This is a genomic window from Polaromonas sp. P1_E12, assembly GCF_056405975.1.
Window position 1 is genome coordinate 898557 of the sequence record NZ_JBFUBB010000001.1, and the last position, 14388, is coordinate 912944.

Sequence of the window (14388 nt, forward strand, 5' to 3'; positions counted from 1 at the left end):
CGCGAGCCCATCGATTCCATGGCGACCACAAGCCGAAACCAGGGCAACCTGATCACTCGCCTCTTGCAGCGTGGCCGGGAAGAACGCATCGCCCAGGCGGCGGGCGGCCTCACGTTCACGATGGTGATGTCCATGGTGCCGATGCTGGCGGTGAGCTTCGCGCTGTTCGCGCGCACGCCAGCCTTGCACGCCACCGGTGACGCGATTCGCGAGCACCTGCTGCGCGGCCTGTTGCCGGAGGGCATCGCCAAGACGGTGCTGAAGCACCTGGCGCAGTTTGCGGGCAATGCCAATGGCCTCACGCTGGTGGGCTTTGCGCTGCTGCTGGTGTCGGCCCTGACGCTGCTGCTGAGCATGGAAAACACGCTGAACCGCATATGGCAGGTGAAGAAGTCACGCCCCGTGCTGCGCCGACTGGCTTTGTACGCAGGCATGCTGCTCACGGGGCCGGTGCTCATCGGCGCCAGCCTGTGGGCTGCGTCTTATCTGGTGGCGGCTTCCAGCGGGCTGGTGGGGGCGCGGCCCGCCTGGGTGCCGCATGCCATTAACCTGGGGCCCGCCATTCTGAGCGCCATCGGTTTCACCTGCCTGTTCCGCTTTGTACCGAACACCGTCGTGCGGTGGAGTCATGCGATCGCTGGCGGCCTGCTCGCGGGTATTGCCTTTGAGCTGGGCAAGTACGGCTTCGCGATTTACCTGGCCAACGTGCCCACCTACCGCACGATCTACGGTGCCTTTGCGCCGCTGCTGGCTTTTCTGGTGTGGGTGTATTACTCGTGGCTCGTCACGCTGGCCGCGGCGCTGGTCAGCGCCAGCCTGCCGCGTGCCGGGGCGCAACCGGCGCGTCGGTTGTCACGGGCCTGATCTGGCTTGCGTCGGCCAGGCCGTGTAGCCTCTTGCCATGGATTCTCTGATTGCCGCCTCCGCCCGTGCACTTGCCGCCGGCGATGCGCTCGGTGCCCTCAAACGCGTTGCCCTGCGCGACGACCCGCCGGCGCTGGCTCTGCGCGGCATCGCCATGGCCCAGTTGGGCGAGCACCCGCGTGCCCGCGAACTCCTTCGCCGCGCGGCCCGCGGTTTCGGTGCCCATGAAGAACTGGCGCGTGCACGCTGCGTTGTTGCGGAAGCCGAGGTGGCGATGGCCATGCGCGACTTCGCCGGCTCACCACGCGCACTTGCGGCTGCGGCAGCCACGCTGGAGGCGCACGCCGATACGGCCAACGCGCTGCAGGCGTGGCTCATCACGGCACGGCGGCTGTTGCTGCTAGGCCGGCTTGATGAGGCCGCAGCGGCGCTGGCGAAGCTGGATGCGCGCGGCCTGCCGCCTTCGCTGCGGGCCGTGGCCGAACTCACATCCGCCGAGCTGGCATTGCGATCGCTCCGCGTCGGTGAGGCGCGCATGGCGCTGGCGCGCGCGCACGCGGCGGCAGAGCGGGCGCAGGTTCCCGCGCTGATGGCCGAAGTCACTGAAGCGCGCACTGCACTTGACAGGCCCGCCGCCCGGCGCCTCACCGCCGGGGGCGAGCAGGCGCTGCGCCTCGACGAGGTCTCGGCGCTCCTGGCCTCGGACGCGCTGGTGGTCGACGCCTGCCGCCGCGGGCTGGGCGCGGGAGACCAGTGGCGGCCGCTGGCGCGCCGGCCGGTGTTGTTCTCCCTGGCGCGTTCACTCGCCGAAGCATGGCCTGGTGATGTGAGCCGCGAAGCGCTGATCGAATTCGCCTTTCGCACCAGGCGCCCCGACGAGACGCACAGGGCGCGCCTGCGGGTGGAGATCAGCCGCCTGCGCGCGCTCGTCAAAACACTCGCAAGCATCGAGGCTACCGAGCGGGGGTTCATCCTGAAGCCGCTGGCGGGGCGCGACGTGGCTGTGCTGGCACCGCCCATTGACGGCGAGCAGGCCTCGCTGGTGGCGCTGCTGTCGGACGGCGCGGCCTGGTCCACCTCGGCCCTGGCGCTGGCCGTGGGGGCAAGCCAGCGCACCGTGCAGCGGGCGCTGGCTGATCTGGAAGCCGGCGGGCGGGTGCGTTCCATCGGGCGGGCACGGGCACAGCGCTGGCTGGCGCCGCCGCTGGCGGGATTCACGACGATCTTGTTACTCCCTGCTTCGCTGCCGATTGGATAGAGTTGACTCCATGGCGCTGATTGATGGCGCGACAAGGAGCAACGATGACCCGCAAGACCCTCACCGCAAAACCCGAACCCAAGGCGCGCCCCGCCGAAATCGTGCGCGAGTACAGCTTCCCCGGTGTCAACGACGTCGCCGGCGTCACGCATGACGGCCAGCGTGTCTGGGCCGCCACCGGCGCCAGGATCGTCGCCTTCGACCCCGCCAGCGGTGAGCAGACGCGCACGCTGGAGTGCGCCGGTGACGCCGGTACCGCCTTCGACGGCAAACACCTCTACCAGATTGCTGAGACGCGTATCGACAAGATTGACCCCGCCACCGGCAAGGTGGTGGCGTCCATACCGGCGCCCGGCAGCGGCAGCGACTCGGGCCTGACCTGGGCCGAAGGCAGCCTGTGGGTGGGCCAGTACCGCGACCGCAAGATCCACCAGGTTGACCCGAAGACAGGCGCCATCCAGCGCACGATTGAATCGAACCGCTTCGTCACCGGCGTGACCTGGGTGGACGGCGAGCTCTGGCACGGCACCTGGGAGGGCGACGACAGCGAGATCCGCCGCATCGACCCGAAAAGCGGCGCCGTGATCGAACGGCTGGAAATGCCGAAAGGCACCGGCGTCAGCGGCCTGGAGTCTGACGGCGCGGACCTCTTTTATGCGGGCGGCGGCAAGAGCGGAAAAGTCCGCGCTGTGCGGCGGCCTAAAGCGGCCAGATCGGCCAAAGCCGCATAGAACCCGGCGCAAGGCATAGCCCCTTGCGCTGACAACCCAATTCGGTCATTGAACCGATAACGAGCGCACCTGTTACCAGCAAGGGTCGGGCAGCGCATTGACCCACGCAACACAAACCCAAGCAAACGGCTCACCGAGCCAAGGAGAAAACCATGAAGCTTTACTACAGCCCGTCCGCCTGTTCTTTGTCGCCGCACATCGTGGCCAATGAGTTGGGCCTTGCCATCGAACTCGTGAAGGTCGACGTGGTCGCGAAACGCACCGAGCACGGCGAAGACTTTCTCGCCATCAACCCCAAAGGTCTGGTGCCTGTTCTCCAGCTGGACGACGGCAGCCTGCTGACGGAAGGCCCCGCCGTTGTGCAATACCTTGCCGACCTGAAGCCTGAGGCGAAGCTGGCGCCCGCCAGCGGCAGCATGGCGCGCTATCGCCTGCAGGAGATGCTGGGGTACATCAATTCAGAGCTGCACCAAGGCTACATGCCGCTGTTCAACCCGGCTTGCAGCGATGAGGTTCGCAGCGCACGCATGGCCCATCTGCACAAACACTACCGTCTGCTGGAAGCCGCGCTGGGCCGCACGCCGTTCCTGTTGGGCGACCGTTTCACGGTGACCGATGCCTATTTGTTTGTGGTCACGCGCTGGGCGGAGTTCGTCAAGCTGGACCTGTCGGCCTTCCCGAACCTGCTGGCGTTCCAGGCACGCATCGCGGCCCGGCCTGCCGTGCAGACGGCGATGCGCCGTGAACAACCGGCCGTTGCCTGATCCCGACCACCTGCCTTTCATTCACTGAATCACCCACTCGTTTAACCCAGGAGAACACCATGAATACCACCGTGACCGAAACATCCCCCATGAAGCACTCCGTCGTGTCCAGAGACAAATGGCTGGCCGAGCGCAAGACGCTGCTGGCGCAGGAGAAGGAACTGACACGCCTGCGCGACCGGATCGCCGGCGAGCGCCGTGCGCTCCCCTGGGTCCGCGTCGAAAAAAACTACGTCTTCGACACGCCCGAAGGCAAACGCTCGCTCGCCGACCTGTTTGAAGGGCGCCGCCAGCTGATGGTGCAGCACTTCATGTTCGGGCCGGGCTGGGAGCAGGGCTGCCCGAGCTGCTCTTACATGGCCGACCACACTGAAGGCATGAAGATCCACCTGGCGCACCGCGACGTGAGTTTTGTGGCCGTCTCGCGCGCAACGCTGCCCGAGATCGAGCGTTTTCGCCGCCGCATGGGCTGGGCCTTCAAGTGGGTCTCTTCAAACAGCAGCGACTTCAACTACGACTTCCACGTGAGCTTCAAGCCCGAGGAAAGGGTCAACGGCACGGTCAACTACAACTACGGCATGACCGAATTCCCGGCCGAAGAAGCGCCCGGCATCAGCCTGTTCTACAAGGACGACGCGGGCGAAGTCTTCCACACCTACTCGACCTACGGTCGCGGTGTGGAAGTGATGATGGGCACCTACAACATGCTGGACCTCACGCCCAAGGGCCGGGACGAGCATGACGGGTTTTACAAGATGGACTGGGTGCGCCACCACGACCGCTACGAAACCGCGTCCGCATTCACGCCCGCGCCCGAAGCCGATTCGTGCTGCAGCACGAAGGCCTGAGCAGTCCGCGAACGGTGCGCCCATCATGTCAAGCCTTTGGCCGTGGCTTGTGGTGGCAGGGGTCGGCGCCCTTCATGGGCTGAACCCCGCCACCGGCTGGGCGCTCGCCGCCGCGTGGGGCGTGCGCGCACGCGACCGGTCGCAGGCGCTGTGGGCGCTGCTGCCGATTGCGGCCGGGCACACCGCTTCGGTCGCGCTGGTGGCCGGCGCGGTGGCAGGGGGCCTGACGCTGGATCGCTTCACGCTGCAGGTCCTGGCAGGCGGCCTGCTGGCCGCCTTCGCCGTGGTTCACCTGTCGGGCCGCGCACCCAGGGCGGCGCGCGCACCAGCGGGGCACGCCGGGCTGGCGCTCTGGTCGTTCATGATGTCCACCGCGCACGGCGCCGGCCTGATGCTGGTGCCGGCTCTGATCCCGTTGTGCGCAGGGGAGGCGCGGGCTGCGGAGCTGGCAGGGTCAGGACCGCTGGCGCTGGCCCTCGCGGCGGTAGGCGTTCATACCGCCGCGATGCTTGCCGTCACCGGCTTGGTTGCCACCGGGGTTTGCCGTGGTCTGGATGCCGGTGCCCGTGTGATCAACGCTCGCAAGCGGGTACGGCCTCCGGCGCAGCGCTGATGGTGATGTAGCTGCGCGAAGCGCTGGCCAGGCTCCGCAGGCTGCCATGGCCGAGGTAGTTGCTGCTTCCACTGTCTGGGTGCTGTTTGATTTGCTATCTTTTCTATAGCTGCTTGCGCAGATCCCTATTGGGCTTGAGCGCGATTTGATGCCCGAAACAGGCAAAAAAACGGCAGTTTTTGAGCATTTCGATGTTTTTTCCTCTGCCTAAGCGCCTTTTTGGGTGCCTTGAGGGCCCGTTTTTAGGGGCAATTTAGCCCTTCGAGGCAATATGGATGGGCGCGAGCAGCTATCAAAACAATAGCGATTTCGCCGCGCCGTGCGTAGCCATTTCGACCGCCTGCAGCTGGAACACACCCGGCGGGGCTATTTCCTGGCCGCATTCCGCTTGCGGGTGGCGGCGGCTTTTTTGGCGGAGGCTGACCGCTCTTGCGCCGTGCGGGAAGCTGCGGCTGCGCCGCGAAGGCGCCCACCCTTGCGGGACGGCGCATGGTTTTCTGCCTTGCCGCGGCCCGATCCGGACTTCTTGCCGCCGCCGGTTTCCTTGTTGACGGTGGCCCAGGCGCGGCGCTCGGCTTCTTCCTTGCCGACGCCGCGGTCTTCGTAGCCTTCTTCAATGTGTTCAGCCTGGCGCTTTTGCTTGTCGGTGTAGGCAGATTTGTCGCCTCTGGGCATGTCGGTTCTCCTTGGCTGGATTTTCTTCGCCGTGATCGCTGTGATGGCCGCTGTGATGGCGAGAGCTTGAAAATACTGCGCCGGGGCAGGGCGCTCCGCGCGCGACATTCCCGAAAAAAGGTCGGTGATCTCCTACGTCGCGACGTTGCCGCAGGCGCTTCGCCGCCACGCGCATCGCAACCCCGAGTTCCATGGCGGCAGGGGGCTGCCGCCGCGGCCGATCTCAATCTTCCGCCGAAGGCGTGGCGTTCAGTTCATCCATCAGCCACTGCACAAACTGCTGCGTCTCCGGGGCGGCATTGGGCGCAAGGCCAAAATAGTGGCGACCCAGCGCCATCCGCAATTCCGGCAAAGGGCTCATCAACCGCCCCGCCGCCATGTCATGGGTAATTTGCGATACCGGCGCCAAGGCAAAACCCAGCCCGTCGACGGCGGCCTGAAGCACAAAGTGCAAATGGTCAAATTGCAGGCAACTGGCTGGATTGAGCTCTGGTGCGTTCACCTGCTTTTTCCAGTTTTCCCAATCATGGTTGCGCGATTTGGATAGCAGCAGGACATGGGATGCCAAAGAGTGCGGGCCGGTGACGGGGCGGCTGGCAAACAGTGCAGGCGACCCCACAACAAGAACTTCGTCTTCCAGAAATGGATGAATCTGCATCGCCGGCGGCCACCCCTTGGTGCTCCGCCGGATGGCCAGATCGAATTCATCCACCGCTTTGTCCGGCGGCAAGGTGCTGGTCATCACCTGCGGTTCGATGTCCGGGTGCTTTGCCACGAACGCTGACAACCTGGGAATCAGCCAGCGCACCGCGAACGTGGGCCGGACGTTGATCTTGACGGCGCGCAATGGTGTACCACCCCTGAGTGATTCGGCGGCTGCGCCAATCTGCCCGAGTGCGGGCCCCACCTGCGTATGGAACTGATGGCCGGCTGCCGTCAGAAGAACTTGCCGGGTTTTCCGCTCGAACAGGTCCACGCCAAGATAGGTTTCCAGCGCCTTGATCTGGCGGCTGATGGCACCGTGCGTCACATGTAATTCCAGGGCGGCCCGGCTAAAACTCTGATGGCGCGCCGCCGCAGCGAAAGCGCGGACCGCGTTCAACGGAGGCAGGCGAGGCAACATGTGTGCAATTTTCTCACACGTGCCGCGCACTAATATCGTTTGTCGGGAGAGGCGGCCCTGCGCACCATACAAGCCATGCAACAGATCACGGCTTCTACTTCCGACCGCAACTCGCGCCAAGCCGCCATGGTGCTCGGGCTGTCACTTCCGGGGGACACGGTGCTCTACCTGCTCCTGCCGATGTTCGCTCCTGCGTTTGGCGTCACCTTGCCCGAAGCGGGCATTCTCCTGGCCGCTAACCGCCTGGTGCGCATTGCGGGCTACGGAGCAGTGGCAAGGTTTTACGCCCGCAACGGTGAACGGCTCACCTGCTCACTGGCGGCGCTAGCGGCCGCGGTGTGCGCGCTGGGTTACGCGATGCTGACCGGGTTCGTCGCCCTGTTGTTCTTGCGGCTCTTGTGGGGCCTGGCCTTCGCAGCCCTGAACCTGGCCACCCAGGCATTGGCCACCGCCGAACCGGCGGGCGCTGCGCGTCGGGCAGGGCGATCCCGCGCATTCACGGCACTGGGGCCCATGCTTGCCCTTCCTTTGGGCGGCGTGTGTGCGCTTTGGTTTGGCCCTAAAGTTATTTTTTTCCTGTTCGCGGCTGTTGCGTTGAGTGCCTTGCTGGTCGCACGGCAGCTGCCAACCGCCGCACATGCCGAGCCGGCACCACGAAAAACAGGAATCAGGCTCCCGGGCGGGCTGGACATCTTTTCCTTCACGGAAGGCCTGGTGCTGGACGGCCTGTTCATCATCGGCCTCTCTTATCTGGGCCGTGACCTGTTGCCCGGCAACCCGGTCATCGTGGCGGGGCTTCTGCTGTCGGTCCGTTACCTGGCGGAAATTGTCTTGAGTTCTGCCGGCGGATACATGGCTGAAAAGCATGGCGTCGAAGTTCTTATGGTGACCTTCTCCGTGCTCACTTCTGTTGCCCTGGTGGGCTTTGGTTTCGGCTGGCTGTGGACTTGCGCACTTGCCATCGTGGTTTTACGTGCCTTGCTGTTGCCGCTGCTGCCGCCGCTGGTTGCACTGCGCACGCCGGGACCCGGACGCATACAAGCCCTCGCCACACGCTCGGTCTGGCGCGACATGGGCGCCGGCGCAGGTCCGGTGCTGGCCGGCCTGTTGTTGCCCATCGTGCCCTCCGCATGGATTTACGGCGTTGCTGCACTTCTTCTTTCGGCCACCGCCATGGCCTGCCTGAGGCAGCGCAGCGACTGAGCGCGAATCCGATGCCACTCTCTTCATTCTCTCGTTTCTTTTGGAGATTTTCACTTGGACATTCACCACACACTCATCAATTGCGCCGGGGGCACGGTCGCGTTACCCGTCAGCCCGATGAACCATCGAAGCGATGGCGGACATTTGCTGGTCAATCCGCCCCGGCCGGTGTGGGAAAGAAGTGAATTGACGCCCAATGAACTGGCGCTATGGGGCTGCCTGGTCGCAGCCACCGCAAGAGCCATGCTGGAAACACTGCCCCAACTCGCCGGAGGGTGCCTGAACTACTGGGAGGCAGGTAACAACGCGCTCAACGAACTGGCGCATCCACCCGGACCGAAAACCCCTCAACTTCACCGGAAAATGCATCTCCACATTTTTGGGAGAAGCCCGACAGCGAGTCACCCCGATTGGCAATGGGGCGAACCTCCGCAGTTTCCAAAATTTGCTTCATCCAAAGCCTGGGCAGCTCAGTTCAGCCGTCTGGAGGCGGACGAATGCGAGGCCATAACAAAGAGGCTCGAAGTGCTGTTGGCAACGAGGTACGCGACAGGCTCCTAACTGCGTTGCGCAGGCGGCCGTCCACCCGGTCGATTTACCGCTGTTTGGATCGATTGCCGATGGCAACTACTCGTCGCTTTACAGGGACGACGATTTCTGTTTTAGCCAATCCAGGGATGTCCGATTTGTCATCTCTGGCATGTCCGTTCTCTTTTGCCGTTTGTCCGTGCTCATGCGCCGGCACGGTGGTGAGGTTGCAAGGCCAAGGCAGGGCTGCGCCTTGCCGTGGAGGGATTGCCGAAAAAACGGTCTCCTGAGCCGTCGAGGCGGCCGATGCGTGCCCGCCACACGACGCGAATTTCTTCCCGTGTCACACAACTGCCATTGAACTGACACGAACGCGTCACCCCCGGCTCCCAGAATCACGCCATGACCAGCATGACGGAGCACCCGATGAATGACGGACAGGCGCAGGGCCCCAGCCGCACCTTGAGCAGCGGCATCCAGGATTTCAACAAGCAGTGCCTGCGCATCCTGCGCTGCACCGCACAAGCCCTGGCGAACAGCCCGGGCGGCCTGCGCTTCAAGGCGGGCACCCGGCCCTGGCTTGAGGGTCTTTCGAATGCGCGGCCGATGCTGGCCGCCGGTTTGGGGCGACGTGACAAGGTGGTTTCGCTGACCGCCGGTGATTGAGAGTCAAAGCCCCTTTTTTGGGGCTTTTTTACAGCGCGATTTGAAGTTGCTGAATTGTCGAGTTGATGAGTTGCCGAAGTTGTTGAGACACCAGGAAACAAGGAGTTAGCCATGAAAGAACTGCCCAATCCCACCTTTGCATTGTCGCCAGTCGCAATGCCACGGGGGTCACTTCATCAAAGCGGTCATGCTGTCATTCCCGCCGTTGTTCAAAGGCCTGCCGTGGGGAAAATCACGGTCAGCTGGGCCCGGCACCAGGACGAGGTCCGGCAGGCACAGCGCCTGAGGTACCAGGTTTTTGCGCTCGAGATGGGTGCCAATCTTTCCAAGGTGCTGCCCGGCCACGACGTCGACCTGTTTGACGACTATTGCGAACACCTGCTGGTGCGTGATGCCGACAGCCAGGAAGTCATAGGTACCTATCGCGTGTTGACGCCGACCCAGGCCAGGCGCGTGGGAAGTACCTACAGCGACACCGAATTCGACCTGACCCGCCTGCGCTCCCTGCGTGAACGCATGGTTGAGCTGGGCCGCAGCTGCGTGCATGCCGACCACCGCCACGGCGGCGTCATCCTGGCGCTGTGGGGTGCGCTGGCTGAATTCATGGCGCGCAACCAGCTGGATACGATGATTGGCTGCGCCAGCATTCCGATGCAGCACAACGGCGTTTCCAGCGGGCACGCGGCCGCCAGCATCTGGCGCCAGGTGCGCGAAACGCATCTGGCACCCATTGAATACCGCGTGACGCCGCGTCTGGCGCTGCCGGTGGAGCGACTGGACGACACGCTGGACGTGGAACCGCCCGCGCTGATCAAGGGCTATTTGCGCCTGGGTGCCAAGGTGCTGGGCGCACCCGCCTGGGACCCGGACTTCAATTCGGCCGACCTGCCCATGATGATGCGCATCGCCGACCTGCCGCCGCGCTACCTCAAGCATTTCTCCGGCAAGCCTGTGTCGGGCAGCCCTTCGGAGGCCTGATGCGCAGCATGTTTGACGCCATGGGCGCGCTGGGCAATGGCTTAGTCGCGAACAACGACGATCGTGATGGCGATGACGACGACTCGCTGCGCAAGCGCTATCGCACCATCTTTATTTCCGACATCCACCTGGGCACGCCCGGCTGCCAGGCGGCCGCGCTGCTGGATTTTCTGAAGGCCCACCCGAGCGACAACCTGTACCTCGTGGGTGACATCGTCGATGGCTGGCAGCTGCGCCGCCGCTGGTACTGGCCGCAGTCGCACAACGACGTGGTGCAAAAACTGCTGCGTCGCGCCCGAAAAGGCTGCCGCGTGGTTTATGTGCCGGGCAACCATGATGAGTTTGCGCGTGAATTTATTGGTAACCAGTTCGGCGGCATCGAGGTGATCGATGAAGCCGTGCACACCACCGCCGACGGTCGCCAGTTGTGGATCATCCACGGCGACTACTTCGACGCGGTGGTGCAGTGCGCCAAGTGGCTGGCCTATGTGGGCGACAACCTCTATGAATTCACACTCAAACTCAACCGCCACCTCAACAGCCTGCGCGCCCGCCTGGGCCTGCCGTACTGGTCGCTGTCGGCCTACTTGAAGCAAAAGGTCAAGAGCGCGCTCAATTACGTCACCGACTTTGAAGAGGCCGTGGCCAATGAAGCCCGCCGCCGCGGCCACCAGGGCGTGGTTTGCGGGCACATCCACCGGGCCGAGATGCGCGACATCAACGGCGTGCTGTACTGCAACGACGGCGACTGGGTGGAAAGCCGCACTGCGCTGGTGGAAAACTTCGACGGCTCGCTCGAACTGGTGCACTGGGCACCGGCGCACGAAACACAAGGCCGTGGCCACATGGCTTCCACGGTGACAGCATGAGAGTCGCTCTGGTCACGGATGCTTGGCAACCGCAGGTCAATGGTGTCGTCACGACCCTGGTAGAACTGGTGCGCGAGCTTCAGGAATTGGGCCACCAGGTGGAAGTGATCCAGCCTGGCCTTTTCAAGACGCGGCCTTGCCCGGGTTATGCCGGCATTGACCTGGCGGTGCGCCCAAAGCGTGGTTTGACCGAAAAGCTCGATGCCTTTGCGCCCGAGGCCATTCACATTGCCACCGAAGGCCCGCTGGGCTGGGCTGCGCGCAGCTACTGCCTCAAGCGCGGCCTGAAGTTCACCACCGCGTTTCACACCAAGTTCCCTGAGATCCTTCATGCGGCATTGAAGATTCCGCTGTCATGGGGTTACGCGCTGTTCCGCCATTTTCACAGGCCTTCGTCGGGCGTGATGGTGCCTACCCATGGCGTGTTGCGCATGCTGGAGAAGCGGGGCTTTCAGAACCTGCGCAGCTGGACGCACGGCGTGGACACGGAGCTTTTCGGCTTTGAGCCGCAAGCGCGCTTGTACCCGCCCATGGGGACCGTAGTGCGGCCGGTGTCGCTGTTTGTGGGCCGGGTGTCGTATGAGAAAAACATCGAGGCTTTCCTCAAGCTGGACATTCCGGGGACCAAGGTGGTCTGCGGGGTAGGGCCCCTGGAGGCGACACTCAAGGAGCGTTATCCGCAGGTCCGCTGGATGGGCGTTCTGCCCCGAGATGAGCTGGCCAAGGTTTATGCCGCCGCCGATGTGTTCGCCTTTCCCAGCCGGTCAGAAACTTTTGGTCTGGTGATGCTCGAAGCCATGGCAGTCGGCACACCGGTGGCGGCCTACCCGGTCGATGGCCCGCTGGAAGTGCTTGGAAAGCCCGATGGAAGTTGTCACGGCGGTGTCATGCATGAAGATTTGCAACAGGCCTGTTACAGCGCTTTGGCTGTGCCGCGCCATGAAGCCCGTTTGCGTGCGCTGGACTTCAGCTGGGCCCATGCGGCGCAGCTTTTCGAGTCTTTCCTCGTAACTGCCGGGAAGAACAGCGCTCAGGCCAACCCCGGCAATAACAGGGGCAGTGCTTGCGTACCCCTTCAGGCGGGTGCACCATCAGTCAAAAGTACTGTCACGCCATTGTCATGAAACACGTCAACACTGTGACTTGTTGTTAATGACAAAGACCACTCTTGTTGATGCCCACTTCACCCGCCTCGGTGGCCGCCGCCGCGCCACCCGTCCAGTTCCTGGACCGCGACCACAGCATTCTTGCCTTCAATGAGCGGGTGCTGGACTGGGCGAAGCGCGCGGACGTGCCGCTGCTGGAACGGCTGAGGTTTCTCTGCATTGTCTCGTCCAACCTGGACGAGTTCTTTGAAGTCCGGACCGCGCCCCATCTGACAGCGGCGCAGGCCAATGAACAAAAAGCACTGTATTCGGTGCAGTCTTTCGCCGCACTTTCTGCGGCGGCCCACGACATGGTGGCGCGCCAGTATTCGCTCTACAACGACGACCTGCTGCCGGCCTTTGAGCGGCAGGGCATACGCATCGTTTCGCACGGCGAACGCAACACGGCTCAGCGGCGCTGGGTGAAAGAGTATTTCGAAAGGGAAGTGCGGCCGTTGTTGATCCCGGTCGGGCTGGATCCTTCGCACCCGTTCCCGCAGGTGGCGAACAAGTCGCTCAACTTCATCGTGCGGCTGGGCGGGCACGACGCGTTCGGGCGCGAAAACGACATTGCCATCGTCAAGGTGCCGCGTGTGCTGCCGCGGCTGATTCATATGCCGTCCCACGGCAAGGACAAGAGCCGGCTGTTCGTGTCGCTCTCCAGCGTGATCCGTGCCCACCTGGCCGAGTTGTTTGCCGGCCGCGAAGTGGGGCAGTTTTCGCAGTTCCGCGTCACCCGGCATTCTGACCTGGCCGTGGATGAAGACGACGTCAAGAACCTGCGCACGGCCTTGCGCCAGGGCCTGGAGCAACGCCATTACGGGCAGGCTGTTCGGCTGGAGGTTTCGGCAGGGTGTTCGGAATACCTGGCCAGCTTCCTGCTCAGGCAATTCAACCTGCCGACGCCGTCCCTGTACCGTGTTCACGGCCCCGTCAATCTGGTGCGGCTGACGCAGCTGGTGGACCTGGTCAATGACCCCAAACTGCTCTTCCCCGGCTACAGCGCGTGTTACCCCACCCAGTTGCAGCCCGGCCAGTCGTTCTTTGAGCGGCTCAAGGAAGGCGACGTTTCCATTCACCAGCCTTTTGAAAGTTTTGACGGCGTGCTCGCCTTCCTGCGCGAAGCGGTTAACGACCCGCAGGTGCTGGCGATCAAGCAGACCATTTACCGCACCGGTACCGACTCGGAGCTGATGGTGCTGCTGCGCGAAGCCGTGCGCCGCGGCAAGGAAGTGACAGTGGTGGTGGAGCTCAAGGCGCGCTTCGATGAAGAGGCCAACATCAACTGGGCGGAAATGCTGGAGTCGATAGGTGCGCAGGTGGTGTACGGTGTGGTGGGCCTCAAAACCCACGCCAAGATGTTGCTGGTGACGCGGCGCGAAGGCAAACACCTGGTGCGCTATGCCCACTTGTCTACCGGCAACTACAACCCGCGTACGGCCCGCCTATATACCGACCTGAGCTACCTGACGGCCGACCCCTTGACGACGGCCGACATTGACAATGTGTTTGTGCACCTGGCCAGCCAGAGTCGCCTGCCCAAGCTGCACCATTTGCTGCTGGCGCCGTTCCAGCTGCACCGCAAGCTGATCGAAAAAGTCGATGCGCTGGGCGATGCCGCCCTGCAAGGCAAAGACACGCGCATCGTGGCCAAGATGAACGCGCTGACCGACGAAGACCTGATGCTGGCACTGGTAAGGGCAGGGCAGCGCGGCGTGAAGATAGACCTGATTGTGCGCGGCGCCTGCATGCTGCCGGCGCAGGTGCCCGGTGTGACGGACAACATCCGCGTGCGCTCCATCATCGGCCGCTTCCTCGAGCACTCTCGGGTGTTTTACTTCCGCTGTGCGGAAGAAGAAACCTTGTTGCTTTCCAGCGCCGACTGGATGAACCGGAACATGCTGCGCCGGGTGGAGCTGGCCTGGCCTGTGACCGACCCGGTGCTGCGCCAGCGCATCATCGACGAGTGCCTGGTGGCCTACCTGCATGACGGGCGAGACGCCTGGGATTTGCAGCCCGACGGCACCTACGTGCGCGTGAACCCGCAGGGCGATGCCCCGCGTCACGGTGCGCAGGCTGCCTTGATGGCGCGCTATTCGGCCCCCCATCACCAGGAAAAATGA

The 14388-nt window shown here is 63.7% G+C and carries 15 protein-coding genes; 13 read left to right on the forward strand and 2 right to left on the reverse strand.

Annotation, left to right across the window (positions count from 1 at the left end; translation table 11 throughout):
• Nucleotides 1–18 precede the first annotated feature (18 nt).
• The 6 genes from AC1D13_RS04425 (at nt 19) to AC1D13_RS04450 (ending at nt 5078) form a co-directional block, all read left to right on the forward strand.
• Nucleotides 19–864, forward strand: coding sequence for a YhjD/YihY/BrkB family envelope integrity protein (locus AC1D13_RS04425; RefSeq protein WP_457278685.1), 846 nt, complete (start codon nt 19–21; stop codon nt 862–864).
• A 37-nt stretch (nt 865–901) separates the two neighbouring features.
• On the forward strand, nt 902–2122 hold the full coding sequence (locus AC1D13_RS04430; RefSeq protein WP_477689017.1) for a helix-turn-helix domain-containing protein: 1221 nt from the start codon (nt 902–904) through the stop codon (nt 2120–2122).
• 44 nt (nt 2123–2166) lie between these two features.
• Nucleotides 2167–2853: a Vgb family protein gene (locus AC1D13_RS04435; protein ID WP_477689018.1), complete on the forward strand. Its 687-nt coding sequence runs from the start codon at nt 2167–2169 to the stop codon at nt 2851–2853.
• A 152-nt stretch (nt 2854–3005) separates the two neighbouring features.
• Complete coding sequence (gene gstA / locus AC1D13_RS04440; RefSeq protein ID WP_477689019.1) at nt 3006–3617, forward strand: glutathione transferase GstA; 612 nt, start codon at nt 3006–3008, stop codon at nt 3615–3617.
• A 59-nt stretch (nt 3618–3676) separates the two neighbouring features.
• A complete protein-coding gene (locus AC1D13_RS04445; RefSeq protein ID WP_457278681.1) occupies nt 3677–4465 on the forward strand; it encodes a DUF899 domain-containing protein in 789 nt (262 codons plus the stop codon).
• 25 nt (nt 4466–4490) lie between these two features.
• A complete protein-coding gene (locus AC1D13_RS04450; RefSeq protein ID WP_477689020.1) occupies nt 4491–5078 on the forward strand; it encodes a hypothetical protein in 588 nt (195 codons plus the stop codon).
• A 366-nt stretch (nt 5079–5444) separates the two neighbouring features.
• On the opposite strand, the gene AC1D13_RS04455 is transcribed toward AC1D13_RS04450, so the two are convergent.
• Together AC1D13_RS04455 and AC1D13_RS04460 are read right to left on the reverse strand one after the other, a co-directional pair.
• Nucleotides 5445–5753: a plasmid stabilization protein gene (locus tag AC1D13_RS04455; RefSeq protein ID WP_477689021.1), complete on the reverse strand. Its 309-nt coding sequence runs from the start codon at nt 5751–5753 to the stop codon at nt 5445–5447.
• Between the two features lie 223 nt (nt 5754–5976).
• Nucleotides 5977–6876, reverse strand: a complete 900-nt coding sequence (locus AC1D13_RS04460) for a LysR substrate-binding domain-containing protein (protein WP_457278678.1) — start codon at nt 6874–6876, stop codon at nt 5977–5979.
• Nucleotides 6877–6951: 75 nt separating this feature from the next.
• Here AC1D13_RS04460 and AC1D13_RS04465 point away from each other — a divergent pair, with 75 nt between their 5' ends.
• The 7 genes from AC1D13_RS04465 to ppk1 all read left to right on the forward strand — a co-directional run bounded on the left by AC1D13_RS04465 (nt 6952) and on the right by ppk1 (nt 14388).
• On the forward strand, nt 6952–8079 hold the full coding sequence (locus AC1D13_RS04465; RefSeq protein ID WP_477689022.1) for an MFS transporter: 1128 nt from the start codon (nt 6952–6954) through the stop codon (nt 8077–8079).
• A gap of 54 nt (nt 8080–8133) precedes the next feature.
• Nucleotides 8134–8640 carry a hypothetical protein gene (locus AC1D13_RS04470; RefSeq protein ID WP_477667212.1) on the forward strand — a complete coding sequence of 169 codons (507 nt, stop codon included), beginning with the start codon at nt 8134–8136 and terminating at the stop codon, nt 8638–8640.
• A gap of 369 nt (nt 8641–9009) precedes the next feature.
• Entirely contained in the window at nt 9010–9273 is a 264-nt protein-coding gene (locus AC1D13_RS04475; protein ID WP_477667213.1) for a hypothetical protein, read from the forward strand.
• Between the two features lie 111 nt (nt 9274–9384).
• Nucleotides 9385–10251 (forward strand): GNAT family N-acetyltransferase, encoded by an 867-nt coding sequence (locus AC1D13_RS04480; RefSeq protein WP_477689023.1) that lies wholly within the window; start codon nt 9385–9387, stop codon nt 10249–10251.
• A complete protein-coding gene (locus AC1D13_RS04485) occupies nt 10251–11120 on the forward strand; it encodes a UDP-2,3-diacylglucosamine diphosphatase (protein ID WP_477689024.1) in 870 nt (289 codons plus the stop codon). The genes AC1D13_RS04480 and AC1D13_RS04485 overlap by 1 nt, the downstream gene beginning before the upstream one ends.
• The gene (locus tag AC1D13_RS04490) at nt 11117–12244 is read left to right on the forward strand and encodes a glycosyltransferase family 4 protein (protein WP_477689025.1); all 1128 of its coding nucleotides are present in this window, start codon (nt 11117–11119) and stop codon (nt 12242–12244) included. Before AC1D13_RS04485 ends, AC1D13_RS04490 begins: the two co-directional genes overlap by 4 nt.
• A 50-nt stretch (nt 12245–12294) precedes the next feature.
• Nucleotides 12295–14388: a polyphosphate kinase 1 gene (ppk1, locus tag AC1D13_RS04495; RefSeq protein ID WP_477689026.1), complete on the forward strand. Its 2094-nt coding sequence runs from the start codon at nt 12295–12297 to the stop codon at nt 14386–14388.

Excerpts from the sequence above, each read along its gene's own strand:
- AC1D13_RS04435 (WP_477689018.1), top strand. The coding sequence starts at position 2,167 with ATGACCCGCAAGACCCTCACCGCAAAACCCGAACCCAAGGCGCGCCCC.
- AC1D13_RS04485 (WP_477689024.1), top strand. The coding sequence starts at position 10,251 with ATGCGCAGCATGTTTGACGCCATGGGCGCGCTGGGCAATGGCTTAGTC.
- AC1D13_RS04480 (WP_477689023.1), top strand. The coding sequence starts at position 9,385 with ATGAAAGAACTGCCCAATCCCACCTTTGCATTGTCGCCAGTCGCAATG.
- ppk1 (WP_477689026.1), top strand. The coding sequence starts at position 12,295 with ATGCCCACTTCACCCGCCTCGGTGGCCGCCGCCGCGCCACCCGTCCAG.
- AC1D13_RS04430 (WP_477689017.1), top strand. The coding sequence starts at position 902 with ATGGATTCTCTGATTGCCGCCTCCGCCCGTGCACTTGCCGCCGGCGAT.
- AC1D13_RS04455 (WP_477689021.1), bottom strand. The coding sequence starts at position 5,753 with ATGCCCAGAGGCGACAAATCTGCCTACACCGACAAGCAAAAGCGCCAG.
- AC1D13_RS04445 (WP_457278681.1), top strand. The coding sequence starts at position 3,677 with ATGAATACCACCGTGACCGAAACATCCCCCATGAAGCACTCCGTCGTG.
- AC1D13_RS04450 (WP_477689020.1), top strand. The coding sequence starts at position 4,491 with ATGTCAAGCCTTTGGCCGTGGCTTGTGGTGGCAGGGGTCGGCGCCCTT.
- AC1D13_RS04460 (WP_457278678.1), bottom strand. The coding sequence starts at position 6,876 with ATGTTGCCTCGCCTGCCTCCGTTGAACGCGGTCCGCGCTTTCGCTGCG.
- AC1D13_RS04475 (WP_477667213.1), top strand. The coding sequence starts at position 9,010 with ATGACCAGCATGACGGAGCACCCGATGAATGACGGACAGGCGCAGGGC.
- AC1D13_RS04465 (WP_477689022.1), top strand. The coding sequence starts at position 6,952 with ATGCAACAGATCACGGCTTCTACTTCCGACCGCAACTCGCGCCAAGCC.
- gstA (WP_477689019.1), top strand. The coding sequence starts at position 3,006 with ATGAAGCTTTACTACAGCCCGTCCGCCTGTTCTTTGTCGCCGCACATC.
- AC1D13_RS04490 (WP_477689025.1), top strand. The coding sequence starts at position 11,117 with ATGAGAGTCGCTCTGGTCACGGATGCTTGGCAACCGCAGGTCAATGGT.
- AC1D13_RS04425 (WP_457278685.1), top strand. The coding sequence starts at position 19 with ATGGCGACCACAAGCCGAAACCAGGGCAACCTGATCACTCGCCTCTTG.